The sequence below is a fragment of the Paenibacillus sp. MY03 genome, assembly GCF_002165585.1.
GTDB lineage: Bacteria > Bacillota > Bacilli > Paenibacillales > Paenibacillaceae > Pristimantibacillus > Pristimantibacillus agaridevorans.
The window spans coordinates 60,124-84,031 of record NZ_MXQD01000032.1 but is presented as its reverse complement, the minus strand read 5'-3'; the positions used below and the strand labels follow the sequence as shown (position 1 = coordinate 84,031).

Below are 23,908 nucleotides of genomic sequence, written 5' to 3'. Positions count from 1 at the left end.
TGAATTTATATTAGCAAATAACGCCCATGGGGGATTATAGGAATGGAAATGAATCTGGAAAAAATGCGGGAGCACGCGCACAGGCTTGCTCTGGAGCATGATCCCAGCGGCAAAAGGATTTCTTCGGCATCGCTGTGGAACCGAATGGAGGAGGATATTCGGGAGCTTCGCGCGTATATCGCCGAATTAAATGACGGAAGTGCGGTCTGCGGGCAACCTGCCGATGAGTGGCTGCTCGACCATTCCGAGTTTCTCGAAGCCGAGCTGGGGGAAATTCGCGAAGCGCTGGCGGATTTTCCGGCCAAGCGGCTGCCAACGCTGGAAACCGGCGCCCGAACTCGGGCTGCTTCTCTTTGCGAATCCTACCTGGCCTATGGCGACGGGGTGCTGGACGAAAATATATTCGCCGAATTCCTCGATGCCTACCAGGAGGTGGCCGTTCTTACAGCGGCGGAAGCCTGGTCGCTGCCGCTCTTCCTCAAAATGGAGCTCGTCCGCAAGCTGGCTTTAGTCGTGGAGCCGCTGCAGGAACGGCGCACCGTCTGCGCCCAGGTGGAAAAAATGCTCGCGGGCATACCCGCTTCCGAGCTGACGCCCGAGACGTTCAAGGCGGCCCTTGATGCGGAACGTGTGGAGCTTCCTCTCTCAGGCGCTATGATCGTTCATTTGATCAAACATTTGCGGGATCATGCCGAGGATACCGCCCATGTCGGGGAATGGCTTGTCTGCAAGCTGGAGAACCCGCCGGAAGATCTGGACTCCATCCTCTCATATGAATACCGATTGCAAGCCGAATACCAAGTCAGCGCCGGCAATGTCATAAGCAGCTTAAGGAAGCTCTCCCGCTGGGACTTTAGCGAGCTTTTCGAGCGCATCAGCATCATAGAACGCACGCTTCGGACGGAACAAGCCGGGGATTATGCCCGACTGGACAGCGGGAGCCGCCATACGCTGCGCCATCGCGTAGAGCTTCTCGCCCGCCGAATGGCCGTGCCGGAAAATCTGGTTGCGACCGAAGCCGTAAGACTGGCCGACGAGGCTTATTCGATGCAAGCAACGGAGTCATCCGACGATACCGGGTCGATGCAGCTGCCATCCAGACCTTGCTTTGCCGCATTCTATTTGTTGGATGCGCGCGGCATGCGGCTGCTGCAGGCCGCTCTCAAGCTATGCGGCAAAACCGGCGCTCTGCCGCAGGCCGGCTTCAAACGCCGTGCTTCGGGCTTATATATGCAACTGCTCGCGTTAGGTACATTAGCCGCTCTGGCCGTTTCCCTGGCGGTCACCGTCGGCGGCTTGCAGTCGCCTGCTTCCGCAGGCAGTCTGGCGCTTGCATTCGCGCTGCTGCTGATTCCCGCCAGCGAGTCGGCGGTTACAGCCGTACATTGGCTGATCGAACGCGTCACCAGACCCGATCGTCTGCTTCGCTACGACTTCTCCAAGGGCGTGCCGGAAGATGCGGCCACGATAGTCGTCATTCCCGTCATTTGGAGTCGGGGGGACCATGTTGCCGCAACGCTGGACAGACTGGAGCTGCATTATCTCGCCAATCGGGATCCTCATATCCGCTTCGGCATATTAAGCGATTTCCAGGACGCCGCGGAAGAGAAGCTGCCAGAGGATGAAGAGCTGCTTCGCATCGCCCGATCAGGCATCGATCGGCTCAATCGGAAATATCCGGATACCTCCTTCCATCTCTTCCATCGCAAGCGTCAATGGAATCCCTCGGAACGGACATGGATGGGCTGGGAGCGCAAGCGGGGCAAGCTGGAGGAATTCGTCAAGCTGTTGCAAGGCGATCGCCATACCAGCTTCGATACCGTAATCGGCGACGAATCCCGGCTCGGCGAGATCCGATACGTCATTACGCTCGACGGAGATACGAGACTTCCGCTGGAGAGCGCTCGCCGCATGATCGGCGCGATCCACTTGCCTTACAACCGCGCGCGCCTCGATGAGAGCGGGCGGAAGGTCGTTGAAGGTTACGGCGTGCTCCAGCCGCGCATCGGCATGACATACGAGAGCGCGCACAAGTCGAGACTGACGGCGCTGTTTGCATCCGAGCCCGGACTAGATCCTTACGCCTTTGCGGTATCGGACCCTTACCAGGACGCCATCGGGCAAGGCATATTCACGGGCAAAGGCATCTTGGACGTGGATGTCTTTCACCGCGTGCTGGGCGGACGAATTCCGGAAAACGCCGTGCTCAGCCACGATTTGCTGGAAGGCGGCTTCCTTCGGGCGGGTCTGCTGTCGGATATCGAGCTGATCGACGATCACCCGCCAACCTTTCTGGCGCAGCAGAAAAGGTTGCATCGCTGGACGCGCGGCGACTGGCAGCTGCTGCCGTGGCTAGCCAACTCGGCGCGCAACGCCCGCGGCGAACGTATACCGACCGCCTTGTCGCTCATGACGCGCTGGCAGATTGCCGACAATATGCGCCGCAGCTTGCTGCAGCCCGCGCTGATGGCGATGCTGCTGCTGGCGGGACCGCTGCCCGGCTCTGCCATGGCATGGTATGGCATCGTGCTGCTGACACTGCTGCTTCCGGTGTTCCGCGCGCTGTTGTCCGTCTCGCACTGGATTCGCCGTCCATCCGCTTTATTGCGGTCAGCCGCCCATGCCTGCCTCACTCTTTTGACGCTCCCTTTCCAAAGCGCCATGCTGCTCGACGGCATAATACGAACGCTGTATCGGCTGCTGCTGACCAGACGGCGGCTGCTGGAATGGACGAGCCAAGCCGAAGTCGAGCGGATGGCGGACAGCAAAGGCGCGCCGCCTTTGTCGGCAATGGCTGGCGGTTACGTGCTGACCGCACTTATGGCCGCAAGCGTGCTGATTGCGCCTGGGATATCGTCCGCTGCAACGACGATCGGTCTCGTTTTGGCGCTGTTGTGGTGTGCCGCTCCGCTCGTCGTGAAATGGCTCGACGGCTCTCCCGAACGCGCGGAGTCCGGTTTCTCGGAAAAACAACACCAAGAGCTTTTTAAGCTGGCTAGCGATATTTGGTCTTTTTACGAGGATTACGTGACGGAGAGAGACAATTGGCTCCCGCCGGACAATGTCCAGATCGAACCGGACCGAGGCATCGCTCACCGGACCTCCCCTACCAATATCGGGATGTACGCGTTATGCGCGGTTGCGGCCAGAGACTTCGGCTTTATCGATACGGAAGGGCTTATCGAGCGCCTGGAGCGGACGATCGGGACGATGGAACGCATGGAAAAGTGGGAAGGCCATCTCTACAACTGGTATGATACGGAGTCCCTTGCTCCTCTGCAGCCCGTGTATGTCTCGACGGTGGATTCCGGCAATCTGGTCGCCTCGCTTATAGCGGTTAAGGAAGGTCTGCTGGAATGGATGCAGGCGGACTGGGGCGGCAACGCCGAGGGGACTCGTCAGCAAGAGTCCGGCCGTTACGGGGGCGGACGCTTCGAGGTCGCTTTCGCCGGCGAGCTAGGCTCGCGGGGAGGCTCCGAGCTGGTGAGCCGCGGCAATCGTTTGCTTGCGCGAATCGATGCTTTGGCGCGGGATACGGACTTCCGTGCGCTTTACGATCCGCGAAGCAATCTGTTCTCGCTCGGCTACCACGTCACTAGACGCGAGCGCGACGAGGTTTTATATGATCTGCTGGCTTCGGAAGCGCGACAGGCAAGCTTCGTCGCAATCGCCATGGGACAGGTGCCCGTCTCGCATTGGAACGCGCTTGGCAGGACGATGACCAAGGTTTCCGGGAAACCTGCATTGCTCTCGTGGTCCGGCACGATGTTCGAATATATGATGCCATGGCTGCTTATGCGCACCTATCGGAATACCGTCTGGGACAGTACTTACAAGGCCGTTGTCAACCGCCAGATCCAATACGCCAAAGAGCGCCGCGTGCCATTTGGCATATCCGAGTCGGGCTACTTCGCCTTCGATCATCAATTGAATTATCAGTATCGTGCATTCGGCGTGCCGGGACTGGGCTTCAAGCGCGGTCTGGAGCAGGATCTCGTTCTGGCGCCATATGCCACGATTATGGCCCTTCCTTACGCTCCCGCCGAAGGGATGCTTGCGCTGGGCCAAATGGAAAAGCTCGGAGGACGAGGCCAGTACGGTTATTATGAAGCGCTGGACTTTACTCCACGCCGGCTCAAGCAGGACGGCAAACACGCCGTCATTTTGAGCTTTATGGCGCATCATCAAGGCATGAGCATGCTCACCTTGTCGAACCTGCTGCTGCCGCAATCCATGATCGACCGCTTTCATCGCAACAAGGAGGTTCGCGCCGCCGAGCTGCTGCTGCAGGAACGGATACCGGGCCGCACCAAGCTGATCCGTCATCCCTCCCTGCATCGGCTGCGGGAAGAGCGCGAGACGAAGGAAACGGCGAACGAGCCTGTTCGCGAATTCAAATCGCCGCATACGGCCGCTCCGGAAGCATGCGTATTATCTAACGGACGCTTTAGCACCGTCGTTACGGCAAGCGGCAGCGGATACAGCAGCTATGAAGGTTTGCTCGTATCGCGCTGGAGAGAAGATCCCGTGCGTGATTCATGGGGCACCTTCATCTACATTCGGGATGTCTCGTCAGGGAGCGTGTGGTCCCCCTCCTTCCAGCCTTGCCGTACGGATATGCAGGATCTTCGCGTCCGGTTCGAGCCGGACAAAGCGACGTTCGAGCAAAGCTTCGACGAAGTTTCCGCCCGGATGGAAATATGCGTATCGCCCGAGAGCGACGCCGAGGTCCGGCGCATTACGCTGACGAACAACGGCAGCGAGCACAAGCTGCTGGAAGTAACCACCTTCGTGGAGCTCGCCCTGGCGAACCCCATCGCGGACGAGGCCCACACCGCATTCAGCAAGCTGTTCATTCGTACCGCCTATGAGGAGAGCAGCGGCTGTCTCGTTGCCAGCCGCCGCAAACGGGAGGCGAAGGAACAAGCGTTATGGGCCGCCCACTCCCTCAGCGCGGAAGGAACGACGGTCGGCGGGTTGGAGTTCGAAACCGACCGCATGGCGTTTATCGGTCGAGGTTATCAGCTCGAGGAGCCCCAAAGCATTCGGACTCGTCTTAAGGGGAAGACGGGCTCCGTCGCCGATCCAGCCTTCGTTATGCGCAGGCGCGTCGGGATCGAGCCGGGGCGGCAAGTCGTTCTTTACGCGGTGACCTCCGTGGCTGCGACTAGGGAAGCCGCCTTGGACGGGGCCACGAGCCTGACGAAGTCTCAAACGGTGGAGCGGGCCTTCCAGCTTGCCTGGACTCGCAGCCGCATCGAACTGCGCAGTCTCGGCCTGGAGCTTGCGGACGCCTTTGTCTTCCAGCGGCTGGCCGCCCAAGTGCTTTATACGCCGCCCCTCAGCGGCGAGCGGACCCAGCGGATCGAGGCTAATGTCAAAGGGCAGCCAGGCCTCTGGGCATTCGGCATCTCTGGCGACAGACCTCTCGTCGCCGCGGAGATCGACAGTCGGAGTCGGATGCCTTTTATTATGAAGCTGCTGGCGGGACATGAATATTTGCGCAGACTCGGCATCCGTTTCGATCTCGCGCTCCTCAACGGATCAGAGGAGGGATACGAACAGGAACTGCAGGACGCGCTTAGCCGGGCGGTTGAGCATGGCGTAGACCGATTCGGAGCCGGTCATGGCAGCATAGTCGTACTCCCGGCCAAGCAGCTGTCGGCGGACAATCTGACGCTCATTCTTGCCGTCGCACGTTTGACGTTGAAGGCGAACGGACCATCCTTGCCCGTGCAGTTAAAGCTGCTACGCCGCAGCGGCGAGACCGGCGAGAGCTCACGAGGCTTAAAGCGAGCCGCGGAACGCGGCCCTGGCAGGAAAGCTCGCGCTGGCGCAATAGCTGCCGAAGATCCCGAATCTGGGATGCTCCAGACTCGCGAAGACTTTTCGCAGAATCCCGAGGAGTCATCCGCCGGCGTCTCCCTCGACCCCAAAGATGTCTTTTTCTACAACGGCTGGGGCGGATTCGCGGCGGACGGCAAGCAATACAAGCTTTTGATCAAAGGCGGCAATCATCTTCCCGCGCCATGGATCAATGTTCTGTCCAATCCCGGGTTCGGAGCCATCGTATCGGAACTTGGCACGGGTTATACATTCTGGCGCAACAGTCGGGAATGCAAGCTGACTCCGTGGTCCAATGACCCAGTTCTCGACCCGCCCGGCGAGCTCGGCTTCTTGCGGGACGAAGAGTCGGGTCTGGTTTGGACGCTGACGCCGTCAGCGGGTGCGAACGCAGCGTCATACCTCGTCACTCACGGCCTTGGAAGCACGGCCTACGAGCACAAACGCGGGGGGATTCGCCATGAACTCTCGTTATTTGTGCCGATGGAGGATCCCGTCAAAATTATGCGGCTCAAGCTGCGCAACGACTCCGAAACGCCCAGGAAGCTGTCGGTTACGTATTATGCGGAATGGGTGATCGGCGTGCAGCGGCAGAGCAATGCCTCCTTCATCTCCAGCGAATGGGACGAGGATGCCAAAATCTTGACCGCGCAAAACCGTTATCAGGAAATATTCCGGGAAGCGACACCTTTCCTCGGCATCTTCCCGGAACAAACGGAAGACGAAGATCAGGAAGTATCCTGGACATCCGATCAGCTCGGCTTCATCGGCCGCAACGGCAGCGTGCTCCAGCCAGTCGCACTGTCGCGCGCCAAACTTGACAAGCAAACCGGCGTTCATTACGCCAGCTGCGGAGCCGTTCAGCGCAAGCTGACCCTGCAGCCTGGCGAGGAAACGGAAGTGATCCTGCTGCTTGGATGCGGCACCTCCCGCAAACACGCCGCCGAGCTCGCGGGGCGTTACGCCAGCGCCAGCCGTTGCGACGAAGCCTGGCAGGGAACTTCGAGTTACTGGGCGGAGACGCTGGGCCAAATCGTCGTCGACACGCCTTCGCAGGAGACGAACATTCTGCTTAACGGCTGGCTGCTGTATCAATCGCTGGCTTGCCGGATGTGGGCTCGAACGGCCTTCTATCAAGCGGGCGGCGCATTCGGCTTCCGCGACCAACTGCAGGATTCTCTCGCTATCCTCCATACCAGACCGGAGCTGACGAGAAAACAAATTTTGCTCAGCGCCTCCCATCAGTACGAGGAAGGCGACGTGCAACACTGGTGGCACGAAGAGACAAGCCGCGGCATCCGCACCTTGTTTTCGGACGATCTGCTCTGGCTTCCGTACACCGTCAGCCGGTACATCGAGCATACGGGGGACGCCACAATTCTGGATGAGCTTGTCCCTTACATTACAAGCGACCCGCTGCGGGAAGGCGAACATGAACGGTACGAGGAGACGATCCGTTCGTCTCATAGCGGAACTATCTTCGAGCATTGCGTCAGAGCCGTCGAAAAGGCACTATCGCGAATCGGCGAGCATGGCTTGCCGCACATTGGCGTCGGCGACTGGAACGACGGCATGAATCTCGTCGGTGACGAAGGCCGCGGCGAAAGCGTCTGGCTGGGCTGGTTCCTCTGCGAAGTGCTGCGCAGGCTTGAGCCGTTATGCGTGTCGCGCGGAGAGCGGGATCGGGGCGAGAAGTACCTCTTCGAGCGGGACAAGCTGGCAGACGCGATACATGAGCATGGATGGGATGGGCAATGGTACAGAAGAGCGTTCACGGACGGGGGCACCTGGCTCGGCTCGCTTTACAATGAGGAATGCCGAATCGACGCCATCGCGCAGTCCTGGTCCGTCATCTCCGGCGCCGCGCCGGAGGATCGGGCGCTGCAAGCGATGCAATCGTTCGACCGCGAGCTGGTCGACCGCGAGATGTCGGTCGTACGCCTGCTGACGCCGCCGTTCGATCGGACCGAGCCGAGCCCCGGTTATATCCAGGGTTATCCGCCGGGCATCCGCGAGAACGGCGCTCAGTATACGCACGGCGTCATCTGGAGCATCGTCGCCTGGAGCAAGCTGGGCCGCGGCGACAAGGCGTTCGAGCTGTTCCGCATGCTCAATCCCATCAACCATACGCGGACCGACCGCGAGGTTCGGACCTACTACGGCGAACCATACGTGATGGCTGCGGATGTGTACACGGCCGAGCCGCATCAGGGCCATGCGGGCTGGACCTGGTATACCGGCGCCTCCAGCTGGATGTACCAGAGCGGCATCGAATGGATTCTCGGCATTCGCAAGTTTGGCGACAAGCTTTTCTTAAATCCTTGCGTGCCGTCCGATTGGCCGGGCTTTAAGGTCGCCTACCGATTCGGCGAGACCCGTTATCTGCTGGATTTCAAGCGGGAGCATATCGAAGGCGCGCCATTCGATCTGGAGGCAGGCCCCGAAGCCTATATAGAACTGGAAGATCGGGGCGGTGAACATGCCGTTTCGATTAAGCTGACCTAGCACTGCAACAGGAAACTAAGAGCGAATGCAACATGAAACAAAGAGCGAATGCAACATGAAAAAAAAAGAGCGAATGCAACATGAAAAAAAAAGAGCGAATGCAACATGAAACAAAGAGAAACGGCTGCGCCGTCCTCTGGCGTTTCCATAAAGCTGACTTAAATGTCTGCAGCATGTAACAAGCGACTGCACCGTCCTCTGGCAGAGCTGTCCTCCGGCAGTGCAGGTCGTTCCATTCCGGGTATTCCAAGCCCCAATAAGCTGCAAACCTATAAATGGCTAGCGTTTAACAACCGGCGGTATCAGGATTTGGCAATTGCCACCCTGTGCCGCCTTTTTTTTCGTCAACGCGTTGCACGAATTTCCCGTCCCAATGAACAATTCATGCCCGCTCCAATCATTCCGTTTTGGTTCTTACGGACACCACAGACCTTAATTCAAGGAAAATGCCCGTTTTCCATTTCTATCGGACTCATAAGACATTATTTTCAAGAAACAGACTCCAATTCTTTGCTTTTCAACCGTTAGCCACAGTACCAAAAGTTTCGCCGAACCGAAGAAACTTTAGCGCCGCAACGTTCACCGCCACTCATCGTCTCGACTAACTAAATGTAATCAGCCTTCCTTCGGGGTAAGGTGAAATTCCAAAGCAGCGGATAAGTGAAGGTCATGCGAGGCTCATAAAAGGTCAAACGGAAGGTCATGCGAAGGTCAGGGGGCAACGGAAAGACAATGAGAAAAAACGTCAGGGACAAACCACCCTGACGGTTCTTTGAGTACGAGTTACATAGCTTGAACATTAAGGGGCTTGCCGAATAGGTATGAACATCCTCTCGAACACCCCTTACTTATAAGGTTCTCCATCTCCCATAGTGAAACTCATCGCCTTGGCTGTACATGGCATGGCCCGGAAATCAGCCTTGCTGCACATTTGTGCATTTCTCCCCAATTTCTATGACAAATGGGGTCCTGTCCAGCAAATTGTACGAAAATACACAAATTCTCGCTTCCTATCGTCCTTCGGGAACTCTTTGAACCTATATTTGTGTATATATGTACAAATGTACGAAAAAATGGCTCTAACTTCATCTTAATTGTGTATTTTCGCTCAATTGTTTTATCGTTTGTTAAAATAGCCAAAGCGTATGCTAGCACTAGCTCTCCAACATCAGCACTCCAACAACTCTCCAACACCAGCACTCCAACAACTCTCCAACACCGGTACTCCAGCATTCCAGCTCTCCAGCACTCAAAAACTCCTGTAAACCGTGCCCCTTATCCCCAAAAGGATCGGCAACCGACTCGTCGAATAACCATAGTACGATCAATGATCAAAAGGGGATGGTCTCGTGGAACACATACTGGATAACGTGATGCGGAAAAGAACGTCGATCGCTGGAGCAACGCTCCGGGTCACCGATTAGCGATTGGCTTTATCGATAAGGCCGGGACTCGCTACTCGCGCAATGGACAATGGCTGCATGAGCCGGATGCAGCACTCGCGGAATCGTTATACGAAGTCGGCTCCATAACCAAAACAATGACCGGCCTCCTGCTCGCCATAGGCGAGCAGGAAGGAATTTGGAGCGTCGACGACAAACTCTCCGATCTCGCGGTCGAATACAGCTGGATGTTCTACAAAGAGCAGGACGGGTCGACGACGCATTGGCATAACGGAGGCACATATGGCTCCAGCAGCTTCGCGGCCTTTAACCGCGACAAAGGCAAAGGGCTCGTCGTCTTGTCTAATCGGGGCTCCGACGTTTGGAGTCAGTTTCCTTTCATTGGCAAGCACTAACTGAGCGTCGACAAGCTCGCGCGCATGCTACTGGACGGCTTCTACCGAATGTCGGACTGAGTTGGTCCCCTGAACAAAGCGATACTACAGAAAACGTAATCCTTCCATTGCTTCAAATGTGTACTACAGCAAAGCGTCACGTTAACCATTCCCCGGCTAACAACAAAACTGCCCCAAGATCATATTTGACCTCGGGACAGCCTCGTCATACGTTAGTTTGCTACTGTCGGCATAAAACATTTGGAATTTCGTTGATTGAGGTTGTCAGTTTAACTTATAGAGCGTCTATCTTATCCAGCATGCTCTCCTAACGTTGCTCCGTCACCTGTTTCTCTCCACCAAATTAATGCCGATGCCCATAAACAGCACGGTGACTAAAAGCAGCTTCGCAATTGGCAAATACAGCTCGGTCCAGCCGAAGTCGTGCATGGAGATGCCAAGCATGGCATCCATGGCATGCGACAGCGGGAATAGTTGCGCAAAGGCTTGAAGGATCGCGTTATCGAATACGCCCGGCGGCATGTATGCTCCGCTGATAAGGGGAATAACCGGAATGATCGATGGATAGATCATGTTGAATTTCTCCGGCGTGCGGGTAATTCCCGTGAACAGCATGGCCATAGCCACGACCGATACGACGTAGAGGAGCGATACGGCCAGCAGCTCGCCATAGCGGTCGCCGATGGCGAATCCGAATCCGAAACGAAGGATCGCAAGCACAAGAACGACCTGAATGAAGCCAATAATCGTGCTGTATGTCAGATGGCCCATGTACATCGCGGTTTTGCTCAGAGGCGAAAGCACCATCCGATCCCAGATGCCCGATGTCTTCTCTGCGTTGATCGCGTTGATCTTGAAGCCGATCGTGAACATGACGACGAACAAGGCGAACGCAAAGGTCAACTGGAGTCCCATATTATAGGATTCAACGCTCCCCCCATCGGGGGAGGCGAGCTCCATAGTCAGCGGAGGATTCTCCAGGTAGCGCAAGACGTCTTCGCGAAAGCCGCTCGGACTGCCGGCAGCTGCCATGGCGGAGCGAATCTGCAGCTCCTCCTTGTAGACGCTCGCCACTTGGCTCTCCAGAAGCTGGACGTTGTAATCGTTCACGGAAGCCAGGATGCGAAAGTCTTCGGCCATTAAGCGTACGGCTGCCGCCGACCGCCCTTCCTGCACATTCTTTCTGACTTCTTCTTCTTCCAACATGCGGAACACGAACGCTTCGCTTTCGTTCAATCGGGCAACAAGCAGAGAGGCTTGCTCTTCCGGCATTCCGGCATCGGAGAATACGTCGACCTTCAAGCTGCCTCCGTTGCTCGAGCCGAAGAGGAGGACGGCCAAAACGCTAAGCACGATAAATAACATGAGAACGTAGGGCGAGCGTCTTTCCTTCATCCATTGCGATAACATGACGGCCGACATCAGATCCGCCCCTTTCTCGGAAACATGGCGATTCCGACGATGATAGCCGCTACGGAAAAGATCAACAGCAATGCCGTAGACTTATATAGATCAGGCACGATACCTTGTTGGATCCAGTCCGTGTATGCCGCCAGCGCCATCCCGTTCGGCGTCCATTCGCCGATCCCGCGCATCCAGTCCGGAAGCACGTACACCGGCACGAATCCGCCGCTCAGCGTACCGAACACCATGACGACGATCATCATCAAACCGCTGGCCGAATCCTCTTTCAACCGGAACGTAATCGATGTAAAGATGGTAGCTAAACCCGCCATTCCGATGCAATAAACCGTCAAAAGCGCCGAAACGCCAAGCCAGAATGACAGCGATTCGCCAGGGAATAAGTTCAATACAAAGTGGCAAACAAGAAAGGCGATAACAGCCTGCAGCATCGTCATACAGAAGGTAGACATCGCCTTCCCCGCAACATAATGAACGGGCCGTGCTCCTGACAGCAAGATACGCTGGAATACATGTTCCCTCTTCTCCGTCATCGCCTTGGTCGCCGTCGTCATGGCCATAAACATGGAGAACAGGACGCTCATGGACAACGTAAAATATTGACTGGACGTAATGATGCGGAAACCTTCTACCTGTTCGATTCCGCCTATTGGCGCAAGGGCTGCGTCGACTCCTCCCGTTGGCACGAAACCGGAAGCCTTCATAACGGTATCGATAGCCATGGAGAAATTGAGCGAGCGGTAATAATCACCGAGCACGTCGCGAAGAACGTCCAGCTCCATGGAGGTTTCCTCGGCTGTTATCCGAAGCGGCACGGTCTCCTCTTGCCCCAGCAGCATGCCGCCAAGACCCGATTGCGTGTATCCAGCCGGTATCGTCACGATGGCTGTCCATTTTCCGTTCTCAAGCTGACCGAGCGCCGCTGCCGCATCTGTCTCCACGACCTCTGCGATGCCCCGGAACTCCTCGCTGTCCAACAATCCTCTCAGAAGCAAAACTGGATTCAAGTCATCCGCCGCCGCTGCGAGAGCAGCGATCTCCCCTTCCGTCCTGCCTGATCCGCCCAGCGATTCCTTAAACGCCGCAATTCCGCTCGCTGCATCATCCTCTACCACAAAACCGATCTTCATATGAATGGAAGGCGTCTCGTTGCCGAACCAGTTCGGTAACGCAAAGCTCATCACGAAGATGAGAACAAGCGGCATAAGGATGGCGATCAGTAATTCCTTTCGATCTCGCCAGTAGGTCAGAAAATCTTTCCGAAAAAAAATACCCATCTCTCTTCCCCCTCAATCCCGGAGCTTCCGGCCCGTAAGGTGGAGGAAAACATCCTCCAAGCTCGGAGAGTGGACATGCAGGTTAAGAATCTGCACCTTATGTCGATCCGCCGTTCCCACTACCTCGGACAAAATATTGGTTTGTTTGGCCACGATCAGCTTTACCCCGTCTCCGGTCTCTTCCGCTTGTCTCACCGATTCAAGACTTGTAAGCTCATGGACGAAACCCGGGCTCGGAGCGCTCATCTTTACATAAAGAGTATCCTCACCGGACAGGATGCGTCCCAGTTCATTATGCGTGCCGGATGCGATAATCCGTCCATGGTCCATAATGTAGACGCGGCTGCACAGCTGTTCGACCTCTTCCATATAATGGCTCGTATACAGGACGGTCGTTCCTTTCTCGCGGTTCAAGAGGCGCACCGTATCCAAAATATGATTGCGTGACTGCGGGTCGATGCCCACTGTCGGCTCATCCATAATAACGAGCCTGGGATCGTGCAGCAGCGCCGCCGCAATATTAATGCGCCGTTTCATCCCGCCCGAGAACGTCCGGATCAGTTCCTTTTGGCGCTCGCGGAGACCTACCATCTCCAGCACCTCCTGCATCTTCGTCTCCAGCAGCTTTCCTTTGAGCCCGTAGATTCGGCCAAAAAACTTCAAGTTCTCATAGGCGCTTAACTCCGCGTACAATGCGATCTCCTGAGGCACGACGCCAAGCGTCCGACGGATCATGGCGGGATTTTTCAGCACGCTTTGTCCGTTCAGACGAACATCGCCGAAGGTCGGCTTCAATAAGGAAGCGATCATCGAGATCATCGTCGATTTGCCCGCTCCGTTCGGCCCGAGCAGCCCGACGGCCTCTCCTTCCTCCAGATAAATGCTGGCGCCGTCCACCGCCGTTTTTCCTTTAAACGTTTTGCCAAGCTCCACTGTTTCCAGCATGCGGTTGCCCTCCATTTCGATCCACTAAGTCCTTCTGTATCGCCTTGGTCTAATTGTAATAGAAAAAAGACAGTACGATCACTGTCTTCAGTCACTCATCGGGAAGGCAACCATGACTTCCGTCATTTTATTTGCAGCGACGCTTACACAATGCCATGACGAATCGCATAGATGGCAAGCTGCGTCCGGTCGCGGAGATCCAGCTTGTCCATGATGCCGCTGATATGGTTCTTGACCGTCCCGACGGATAGTCCGAGCTCCTCGGCAATTTCCTTATTGCTCCTGCCTTCGCCAACCAGCCTAGTGATGGCAAGCTCTCTGGGCGTAATCGACGCATCGACCGAAGGCTCCTTCGCGTCGCCGAGCAGCCTTGGGATCAGCTTCGCCGCCACATTTTCTTGCAGCGACAAACCGCCGGACAAGCAGCTGCGGATAGAGCGAACCAACGCCTCCGGCTCCGCATCCTTCAGCATGTAGCCGTGCGCTCCGCACTTCATCGCTTCTAAAGCGTATTCGTCGTCGTTAAAGGTCGTCAGCATCAGCACCTTGCAGCGAGGCCAGCGGGAACGAATGCTTCTGAGCGCCTCGAGTCCCGACATCTCCGGCATCTGGATATCGAGCACGGCCACATCGAAAGCCTGTTTCTCGCACAGGGCTACGGCTTCCTTCCCGTTTCCCGCCTCCCCTGTTACGATCATCTCGGGATCCGTTTCCATCATCATTTTCAGACCTTGACGCACCATGGCTTGATCCTCGGCAATTAAAATACGAATCATATTATTCGCCCTCCCTGTCGACCAAATTATAGGTGCCTCTAACAATAAAAACATCTGCGAATGAGGAAACCTCGAGCTGCCCGCCCGTCTCCTTGATACGTTCGCGCATGCCGCGCAGCCCGAAGCCTTCGAAGAAGGCACCGCCCTGCTTCACGGGATTCGTCACCTCGAAGCGGAATACGCTCCCTCCGCCCGGCGCTTCGAAGCTGATCTTCGCTTCCCTGCCGACCCCATGCCGCATGGCGTTGGTGAGCGCCTCCTGAAGCGCCCGGTAGATCGCGATGGATTGGGCCGGAACAAGCGGCGCCGTCAAAGTGCCGTCCTTGACCGTAAATTCGATGCGCATCAAGCTTTCGGCCTCCAATTTGCGCAGCAGTCGGAGAATCGCGGCCAGGCCTCCGCCCTCCTCTTCGTTTAATGTTTTTACAGCGCTTCTCGTCTCCTCCAAACTTTCTTTGGCCAGTACCTTAAATTCTGCCAGCATCTCCTTCGATTCCGCTTCCGCGGACAACCGGTGCATCTCGATCTGCATCATCAGCGCCGTCAGCTTATGGCCAACGGAGTCATGGATTTCACGCGCCACTTGCGATCGTTCATCCTGCCGCGCTTCCTCCTCGCTCGTCGCCAGCCTGCGCTTCATCAACCTGTATTCGCTTAACAGCGCCTCGCTTCTCGCCGTTGCTTCGTCGCGCTCCCCGATCATCGTACCGGCCAGATAGGCGACTATGCCGAACGCGATGGCGAACAGGAGCAGGAACAGCGGCGGATAACCGGGCTCCCCCAGTATGGCAGGCGCGGCAGCTCCCGCCAGTGAGAACGCCCCGACGATTACGGCATAACCCCCGGGTAACCGAAAGGCAGCTTTGCCGGCCAGCAAAGCGAACACCAGAAGCGGGTAAGGATTATGGCCTTGCCCGTCGGATGGCCATAATGCAATGGCTGCAAACACTGCGGCACCGCACAGAAGCGCCGTTAACGCCGCTGGTTTTCTCCGCAATAACGGCGCCGCGAAATAGGCTGCAAGCAGCAGCGCAGAGAACAACATGCGCCTCGCCGACTCATCCCCATCGGCATTTTCCTGAAGCACTGCCAGCAATAATGCCGCGGACAAAAGAACAAACCATAACCAAAACGAACGCATTCGCCAAGTCTCCCCTGCATCTTAGTAATGCCGTTACCAAGTTCCGTTCCACAAGCATCACCAAATTATACCGAATCGAATTACAAGCGTCCAACGATCTCGGAATCGTTTTCGAATTGAACAATTTATTTCGAAAACGTCCGTCCGAATTATAGTCCTTTTGAACTATTCACTGATTGTCGAATTATGCCGAATAATCGCCTATACATAAAGAAAGAGGTGACCATCTTGTCAAAACTGCGCAAGCTGTCGCTGGCTATGAAATTCACGTTAGTCGTCTGGGTTATGCTGGTGCTTGTGCTCGGGTCGAATCTGTATATTAATCTGGGCGAGCTTGAGAAACAAAGCATCGAAAAGGGGGAACTGGAAGCCAAAACGGCAGGGGTGCAATACGCCACGGATCTTCAAATTACGATGTCGAGCATGAGCGCGACGCTGAAGTCGCTGTCCGACCTGCTCGCCATTTCGCGGAAAGACCGGTCGGTATCGCGGGAAGAAACGATCGAGCTTCTCCATCATGTTCTGGAGAGCCGGCCGGAGCTCTTTGCCATCTATACGTTATGGGAGCCGAACGCCTTCGACGGCAACGATGCCCTCAATCGGAACAAAGCGGCATATGACGATGCAACGGGCAGATTCCTTCCTTACCTTGTCAAGAAGAATGATAGCATTCACTTGGAGCCGCTTGTTGATTATGACAAGCCTGGCACTGGCGATTATTATTTGATCCCGAAAGCCAGCAAAAAACTGTCGTATATAGAACCGTATACTTATCAGATCGCAGGTAAAGAGGAACAAATTATGTCGATCGTCGAACCAATCCTGGACACTGACGAGAACTTTGTCGGCATAATCGGCATCGATTTATCGCTGGAGCAGCTTCAAGAAGAAGCGTTGAAGTATACCCCAATGGAAGGTTACGTGTCCCTGGTCACGGACAAAGGCATCTATGTCGCCAATCCCAACGATCCCGCATCCGTAATGAACGGCTACGGGGATAATCCTCAGAAGGTATCGCTATGGCAGCAAGTCAAGGAAGGTTTGACCTTAAAAGGATATACGCCGAATTCTAAGGGAGTCGAGATGTTACGCCTATTCGAGCCCATAACGCTGCCAGGCTCCGAGCAAACTTGGTATGCCGTCACCACCATATCGAAGTCAACTATCATGTCATATTATTACGAGGCTCGCACGACAGCTCTGGCAACCGCACTGGCGGGCATACTGGTTTTGGCGCTGATCATGACGATTATGATCCGAATGATGGTTACCCGGCCGCTCAAGACATTATCCGGCAAGCTGCTTCTAATGGCGCAGGGCGACCTGACCCAGCGGATGGAGGTTAAATCCGGCGACGAGATCGGAGTGATGAGCGGATACTTCAACGATATGACGGAAAAGCTGCGCGACATGTTCCGCTTGGTCTCCGACTTGTCCATGGCTGTAGGAGCGACCTCGCAGCAGTTGACGGCGAGCGCGGAACAGACCAGCCATGCCGCCCAGAACGTAGCTGAATCGATCGGCCGAATTGCCGACGGCGCCGTCACGCAGAATGAACACGCCATCGAATCCTCGCGAATTATGGAAGAGATGACGATCGCCGCCGAACGCATCGCAGGATCCTCCTCATCCGTCTCGACTTCGGCCGACGATGTAACGGCACAGACGCGGACGGGCAGCATTGCCTTGCAGGACGCCGTCTCGGAGATGGAAATCGTCGTTCGTTCCGCAGAAGAGACAGAGGCGGCTATCCGGAGACTTGAGGAGCGTTCCGTCCAGATTGGCGGCATGATCGACGCCATTACGGCTATCAGCACGCAAACCAATCTGCTCGCGTTAAACGCGGCAATCGAAGCGTCCCGCGTTGGCGAGCATGGAAGAGGCTTCGCCGTCGTCGCCGGCGAAATCCGCAAGCTTGCGGATGGAACCCGCAAGGCTGCGGACGAAGTCACGCAGCTTGTCGCGGCCGTTCGTACCGATACCGATAATGCTTCCAGAATAATGGCCGCGGGAAATGCGAATGTACAAAATAGTCTCGCCAGCATCACGAACAGTCAGCGATTATTCGGTCGTATTCTGACGGAGATGACTTCCGTCAATGTTCAGATTCAGGAGGTATCGGCGGCGGCGGAAGAGCTGTCCGCAAGCACCGGGCAGATCGCGGAAAACATGAACGGACTGTCCGGGCTCGCATCCGAAGCTGCCGCCGGTTCGCAAGGCGTTGCCGCCGCATCCGAGGAGCAACTTGCTTCCATGGAAGAAATATCGGCTTCCTCTGCTCAGCTAAGCAACATGGTCGAAGAATTGCTCGAAAGGTTGTCAAAGTTCAAAATTTAACGATTCGTCAGACCAACAAGGCGCCCAAAGCGATGTATTCGCTCGGACGCCTTGCTTATTTTGCTTTGGTACATTTGTGTTTGCATATTTACATACATACTGTATGTATGTTAAATTAAAAATATTCCAATACCAAAGGAGACTTAAAACAATGAGAGTTGCAAGCTTATATCCCGTTTTACTTACAGTAAATGTAGAGGAAACAGCGAAATTTTACTGCGAGCACTTCGGATTCGGAATCGTGTTCGAATCCGAATGGTACGTCAGCTTGCGAATCGAGGGAACGGGTCCCGCCTTCGAGCTTGCCATTCTCGAGCCTAGTCACGGCACAATCCCGGAAGGTTTCCGCAAGTCGACGCAAGGCCTTATTTTGAATATCGAAGTCGATGATGTAGACCTGGAATACGAACGTCTCATTCGGCAAACGGGGCTGCCGGTCGAGCTCGATATTCGGGACGAAGCTTTCGGCCAGCGCCACTTCATCACGCGCGACCCCAACGGCGTCCTGATCGACGTTATTACCAACATTCCTCCAGCCGAGAATTATGCAGATCATTATAAGAATTGAAGCTTCGATCCGGGAAGCGCAAAATGATAGTTGTGAATATCCCGCAAGGAGGCTTCCTAACCGATGAGAAGAACGAAGGAGCATTCGCAAGAGACGGCGGACAAGCTGCTTGACATCGCCAGAATACGGTTTACGGAACACGGCTACGCCAAGGCGTCGCTAGAGGAGATCGTCGCCGAAGCTGGCATGACGAGAGGAGCGTTATATCATCATTACGGGAACAAGCTCGGTTTGTTCAAGGCGGTTGTGTCGGTCGTGCAAGCGGAGCTTGGCGAGAAAGTAGAGCGTGAAGCGTCGCGAAGCGATGATCCGCTTGAGCAGCTGATTCTCGGCTGCAAGGCATTTGTGGAGGCGGCTGTTTCTCCTTCCGCCCTGCGCATTCTCCTGCTGGACGGACCTGCCGTGTTAGGGTGGGAAACTTGGAGGCGCTTGGACGAAGAGAACGCGATGCGGCATCTTCGCGAGCAGCTCGAGATTTTACAGGAGCACGGGTATTATTCCGGGCTTTCTCCAGCCGCCATGACCCGCTTCCTGTCCGGAGCGCTTAATGAATCCGCGTTATGGATTGCGGAGCGCCCTAACGAGCCGGAAGCGCTGGAAGAAACGATGGCCGTTATTCTGCATATGCTGAAGCGGCGTTAACCTTACGGTCTTTCCGATAGACGACCGGAATTGCCGTTTATGTTAATCCCGATTTTCGTGGACGCGATCGATAAGCGATTGCAAATGCTCCAATTGACGAATGCGCGAAATCGCGTCGTACAGATTCCATCTGCTCTCCTCGACCACAAACGCGAGTCCGCGCCGCACTGCCGGAATGCTAAGCCACAGGTCGCTCCGGAGCATTTGCTCCGTTGTTTCGCGAGACGATGAATTCTCCGGCATGGGAATAAACAGGATATCGCCGGCATGTTTGGCGATATCCTGCCGGTCGATCATCAGGTAAGCATCTCCGGCAGCAATCAGCGCCCGGATCCCATCGGTAAGGGACGTCCCATCCACGTTATGCAGCAATTCAGATAAACCTAACCTTCCCATTACGAACCATTTGCGTCCCCTATGGCATATAAATACCGATGCCTTCTCGCCGTTGCTCATACCTTGCTTCCACGCGAGCCTCGCATCCTCGAGAAGCAGCGAATACCGATCCATAAAGCTGTCCGCTTCCTCGCCTTTTCCCAGCCACTCGCCCAGTCTCCGCAGTCTCGGCAAAAGGGAATCGTAAGAATTGTACACAATGGTAGGAGCGATAGCGCTGATCTCCCCATAGATGCGTTCATCCATGTTGGACAGAATAATCAAGTCGGGCTCCAATGCCCTTGCTTTGCTTAAGCGAAACGGAATTCCAATATCCTCGATTCCTTCCAGGCCGCCATCCTCTTCCGACAGCCATGAGGTTCCCAGTTCGTATAGATTGCTCCCCACCGGTCTGACGCCAAGCGCCAGCAAATCGCCTAATACTTCTCCGAAATACACAATGCGTCGGGGACTCAGCGGTATACGCACCTCGTGACCGGCATCATCGATAATTTTCTTGCTCCCCCTCATGGATTGCGCATATTGCCTTGGGGCAATTCCCGTGCTCTGGCGAAATCGTCTGCTGAAATAATATTCGTCCTCGAAGCCGACCTTTTTCGCGATTTCCCGAAGAGGGTCTCCCGTCGTCACAAGCAGCGTCTTCGCGTGTTTTATGCGAAGCTGATTTAAGAAATCCAGCGGGGCGGATCCCGTCAGCTGCTTTATCATGGATACATATTGACTTTGCGGCATGCCGGCTTGCTCGGCCAAATGTTTGATACTTAGAGGCAGATTATAATGCTCCTCTATAAAAGCGATCGAACGTTCCGCGGAAGGAAGCGCTCCTCCACTCGTTATATGCTCCGAGTTATGCTCTAGCAGCATTCCGATCAAGGTCTGGAACACGAGACGACGGTTGAGCCAATCCATCCCCGGGTTCGCGGAAAATCCGGATTCCGCACCGCTATCGGGCTCCTGCCCCTCTTCGGCGGTCAATTGCCGGGTCAATTTGAGCCCGCGAGAATAAGGAAACAGTCTCCAATTATAATGAATCGGCCGCAGCGGCTCGCGAAAGACGCTTTCGGAATCCGCGTCTATCATTTTAAAGGTTATCTCATAGAGAAGGACTTCCTCCCCCGAATAGTTGCTAATGTACCATCTTTGTCGAGGCGGCAAAATGAAGCAGCTTTGCTCCAGCGCCGGGATCAGACCGTCATCCGCATACAAGCTGCAGTCGCCGGAAGCAACAAGAAGCAGCGTATAAAATGAGCGGCTCCGCTCCTCCGTCACTTGATCTTCGCGAAGCATCCACTGTCGTGCTTCAAGCATATGAAAAAGCAAAGAGCGAAGCCTCTCCCCGTGAGATCTTGCTTGATCCATCCTACGTCCTCCAGACATGACATGACAATAAAATTGTTATCATTGTAGACGATCGAAAGCCGCTTATCAACCCAACGATAAGCGGCTTCGAATCATAGAAACGGTTTATTCGGACTTCAGCAGCGCCATCGGCAATTGCTGGATCAACCATTCCCGCGATAGCGCATCGCTATAGGCTTCCAGCAAACCAAACGTATACACATTGCCCTTCTTGACGGCTTCAAGGCCGCTCCACACCTGGCCCTTCTCCAATTCCTTCAACTCGTTCACGGCTTCGCCATCGACTGGCGTGAGCAAAAAGAGATGATCTCCCGCGTACTCCGGAAGCTTTTCGAAGCTGATCTCGACGAAGCCTTGTCCGCCGTCCAACGCTTCTTGCACGAGAGGCGTCGGCTTAAAGCCGCCTTCCGAGTACAAAATTTGCGACAACCCCGTGTTAGCCATGGCAAACAACCGATTGCCCGGATACATGGTAAATACCGTGGCCGTCTCGTTTTCGCCAATTCCGCCGTCCCTGATCGCCTTCCACATCGCCGCTTCTTGCTTATGGTAGGCTTCCAGCCATTGCTTGGCTTCTTCTTGCTTGCCAAGGAGCTGCCCCAGCTTCGTCAGACGTTCGTCCAGCGATCCGAAGGTATCGAAAGTCACGGTAGGCGCAACCTTCGCTATCGTCCCGTATTGGGTTTCATCCGAGTTGCCGAAAATGATTAGATCCGGATCCAGTTCCACGGCCTTCTCCACGTTAAACGGGAACCCGACATCCTCGGCATCCTGGAATTGCTTCTCGCTTAAGGTACCCTCGACGGAGCTCAACATAATGCCTACCGGACTAACGTCAAGCGCAGCTAGATCGCCTGTTGTCTCCCCATGGAAGATTACCCGTTGCGGTTGTTTCGGCACTTCGACCGTATGACCGGTCCAGTCTTCGTACGATTGCGTAGCGTCTTGCGACGTTCCGCCGCTCTCCGGCTTAGCGCTCTCTTGCGACGATTCGTTCCCCCCTTTATTCGCTTCTTCTACTTGACCCGTTGCGTTGTTATTGTTTTGTCCTCCGCACGCGGACAGCGCTCCGGTCGTGAGCGCGGCCGCCATCAGGATTGTCAACCATTTTCCTGCCTTTTTCATTTTGTTGCCCTCCATCTGTCTTTTCGCCTGTTTAATGGATAATGATAATCATTATCTATTAATGTATCATACGAAAATCCAAATGCACTCTCAATGGACAAATAAAATCAGGCTTGTTTTTTTGTCCATTTTTCTTCTCTGCGGCTTTAACCCCCAGTAGAAGTATAAAATGTTGCCTCCCATAGTCTATAATCAATCTCCATTCTATGAATACGGATTAAAGCTCCGCAATTTCTTGTTTGGCGTCAACAAGCAGCTTCAGCTTCTGCTCCTCGTCAAGCAAGCACCCTAAGTCAATCTCCCACTTCGCAGCCTCTTTATCGTACGAGACGGAATCGATGACGGGCAATCCGTTCTCCCACTTGGTTTTGGCATAATCCAGGCTTGCGATAAGCACGCTCCGCTCCCCTTTGGGCTGCTGTTGCTGCTTCGTTTTCTTCGATAAAGATAACCCGGGATAGGAGTCGGCCCGAGCTCCCAGCTGCACTTGCAGCAGGTTGCCAACTTGATTTCTGTGCAGATTGCCAACCCATACAGCGGCTCTGAAAGTTTTGTCCGATTCAGGGTCTTCGTTCAACGGTTCGACGACAAGCACGCCCTGCTCGGAATGAGCTACGGCATAACCCACCAACGTTTCGGACACGGAGCCTCCGCAAGCTGCTGTCAACAGCAGTACAACGCCAAGCAGCACGATGCTCATCCAGTTTCTACAATGATTTGGTTTAACCAAATCCGGCACCCCCTCATTTTTTTGTTGCGGTCGTTCTACTACAAATCCGCTGTATTCTCGAATGTATTAGAAGCCTTTTATCCCTTCAGCCCAACTGCCTCCATGCTCCACTTCCATAAACGTTCGGCCGATTCATCGTCTGCCGCTTTGCCCGCAAGGGCTTGAGCTTGTTTCTTGTAGAAGTATTCTCCGCTCGCATCCTTCACCTCCGGACTTAACGCCAGATGCAGCGCCGTCTCCGATCCTTGCTCCGGCGTGAGGAAAAACGGTTTGAGCAAAACATGCACGCTCTTCCCGAATCCCGTCTCTCTGCTTACTCCGATGTTGGTGGCGACCGCGCCGGGATGAAGCGAATTGACCGTCGTCGTCGTACCGGCCAGCCTCTTCGCGAGCGACCTTGCGAACAGGATATTGGCAAGCTTCGATTGTCCGTAGCCCTTGGCGACATTAAATCCTTTCGTCAGATTGAAATCGTCGAAGTTCAGTCGCCCAGCCTTGTACGCGCCAGACGCCACGACGACGATCCTTCCTTGCTTCGCTGCCTTGATTCTGTCCAGCAGAAGCATCGTAAACAAAAAATGTCCCAGATGATTGATTCCGATCATGGATTCGAAGCCGTCCTTCGTCAGCGTCCGCTTTAGACTGACGACGCCCGCATTGTTGACAAGCACGTCCAGCGCGTCGCCGCGGCTGTTAAATTCCGCGGCAAACCTGCGAATATCGGCGAAGGAACCCAGATCGCACAACATAAGCTCCGCCGCATCGCCGCCCGCCGCATCCCGCACTTTCGCCAGAGCTTCCTTGCCTCTTGCCTCGCTGCGGCATACCATCACGACGCGCATGCCCGCCTTGGCAAGCCCGATTGTAGTAGCCAGACCCATCCCCGAATTCGCGCCCGTCACCATCGCCAGCTTACGACTCATTCCGGCACCTCCGATTCTCTTAATTTCTATCTATTGTAAGCGTATTGACTTACAATCCGCAATAATCAGGACTTTACTATCGAAAATATACTTGATATGATATCGATATGATAATTCCTC

14 protein-coding genes are annotated in these 23,908 nt (G+C 55.1%); 5 read left to right on the top strand and 9 right to left on the bottom strand.

Annotation, left to right across the window (positions count from 1 at the left end; translation table 11 throughout):
* Window positions 1–42 precede the first annotated feature (42 nt).
* Both B1748_RS22430 and B1748_RS36970 read left to right on the top strand, forming a co-directional pair.
* The gene (locus B1748_RS22430) at window positions 43–8,349 is read left to right on the top strand and encodes a glycoside hydrolase family 94 protein (RefSeq protein ID WP_087570182.1); all 8,307 of its coding nucleotides are present in this window, start codon (window positions 43–45) and stop codon (window positions 8,347–8,349) included.
* A 1,540-nt stretch (window positions 8,350–9,889) separates the two neighbouring features.
* Complete coding sequence (locus tag B1748_RS36970) at window positions 9,890–10,147, top strand: serine hydrolase (RefSeq protein WP_087570181.1); 258 nt, start codon at window positions 9,890–9,892, stop codon at window positions 10,145–10,147.
* Between the two features lie 321 nt (window positions 10,148–10,468).
* On the opposite strand, the gene B1748_RS22420 is transcribed toward B1748_RS36970, so the two are convergent.
* The 5 genes from B1748_RS22420 to B1748_RS22400 form a co-directional block, all read right to left on the bottom strand.
* Window positions 10,469–11,569: an ABC transporter permease gene (locus B1748_RS22420; RefSeq protein WP_087570180.1), complete on the bottom strand. Its 1,101-nt coding sequence runs from the start codon at window positions 11,567–11,569 to the stop codon at window positions 10,469–10,471.
* Window positions 11,569–12,846 (bottom strand): ABC transporter permease, encoded by a 1,278-nt coding sequence (locus tag B1748_RS22415; RefSeq protein WP_087570179.1) that lies wholly within the window; start codon window positions 12,844–12,846, stop codon window positions 11,569–11,571. The genes B1748_RS22420 and B1748_RS22415 overlap by 1 nt, the downstream gene beginning before the upstream one ends.
* Window positions 12,847–12,858: 12 nt before the next feature.
* On the bottom strand, window positions 12,859–13,791 hold the full coding sequence (locus B1748_RS22410; RefSeq protein WP_087570178.1) for an ABC transporter ATP-binding protein: 933 nt from the start codon (window positions 13,789–13,791) through the stop codon (window positions 12,859–12,861).
* A gap of 143 nt (window positions 13,792–13,934) precedes the next feature.
* Window positions 13,935–14,567, bottom strand: a complete 633-nt coding sequence (locus tag B1748_RS22405; protein ID WP_087570177.1) for a response regulator — start codon at window positions 14,565–14,567, stop codon at window positions 13,935–13,937.
* Between the two features lies 1 nt (window position 14,568).
* Window positions 14,569–15,708, bottom strand: a complete 1,140-nt coding sequence (locus tag B1748_RS22400; RefSeq protein WP_087570176.1) for a sensor histidine kinase — start codon at window positions 15,706–15,708, stop codon at window positions 14,569–14,571.
* Between the two features lie 228 nt (window positions 15,709–15,936).
* Here B1748_RS22400 and B1748_RS22395 point away from each other — a divergent pair, with 228 nt between their 5' ends.
* From B1748_RS22395 to B1748_RS22385, 3 genes are all read left to right on the top strand, one after another.
* The gene (locus B1748_RS22395; RefSeq protein ID WP_179215744.1) at window positions 15,937–18,045 is read left to right on the top strand and encodes a methyl-accepting chemotaxis protein; all 2,109 of its coding nucleotides are present in this window, start codon (window positions 15,937–15,939) and stop codon (window positions 18,043–18,045) included.
* Between the two features lie 151 nt (window positions 18,046–18,196).
* A complete protein-coding gene (locus B1748_RS22390) occupies window positions 18,197–18,613 on the top strand; it encodes a VOC family protein (protein WP_087570174.1) in 417 nt (138 codons plus the stop codon).
* A gap of 63 nt (window positions 18,614–18,676) precedes the next feature.
* A complete protein-coding gene (locus B1748_RS22385; RefSeq protein WP_087570173.1) occupies window positions 18,677–19,255 on the top strand; it encodes a TetR/AcrR family transcriptional regulator in 579 nt (192 codons plus the stop codon).
* A 42-nt stretch (window positions 19,256–19,297) separates the two neighbouring features.
* On the opposite strand, the gene B1748_RS22380 is transcribed toward B1748_RS22385, so the two are convergent.
* The 4 genes from B1748_RS22380 to B1748_RS22365 all read right to left on the bottom strand — a co-directional run bounded on the left by B1748_RS22380 (window position 19,298) and on the right by B1748_RS22365 (window position 23,788).
* On the bottom strand, window positions 19,298–21,010 hold the full coding sequence (locus B1748_RS22380) for a helix-turn-helix domain-containing protein (protein WP_179215743.1): 1,713 nt from the start codon (window positions 21,008–21,010) through the stop codon (window positions 19,298–19,300).
* Between the two features lie 105 nt (window positions 21,011–21,115).
* Window positions 21,116–22,135 carry an ABC transporter substrate-binding protein gene (locus B1748_RS22375; RefSeq protein WP_087570171.1) on the bottom strand — a complete coding sequence of 340 codons (1,020 nt, stop codon included), beginning with the start codon at window positions 22,133–22,135 and terminating at the stop codon, window positions 21,116–21,118.
* 217 nt (window positions 22,136–22,352) lie between these two features.
* Entirely contained in the window at window positions 22,353–22,865 is a 513-nt protein-coding gene (locus B1748_RS22370) for a hypothetical protein (RefSeq protein ID WP_087570170.1), read from the bottom strand.
* 77 nt (window positions 22,866–22,942) lie between these two features.
* The gene (locus tag B1748_RS22365; RefSeq protein WP_087570169.1) at window positions 22,943–23,788 is read right to left on the bottom strand and encodes an SDR family oxidoreductase; all 846 of its coding nucleotides are present in this window, start codon (window positions 23,786–23,788) and stop codon (window positions 22,943–22,945) included.
* Window positions 23,789–23,908 lie beyond the last annotated feature (120 nt).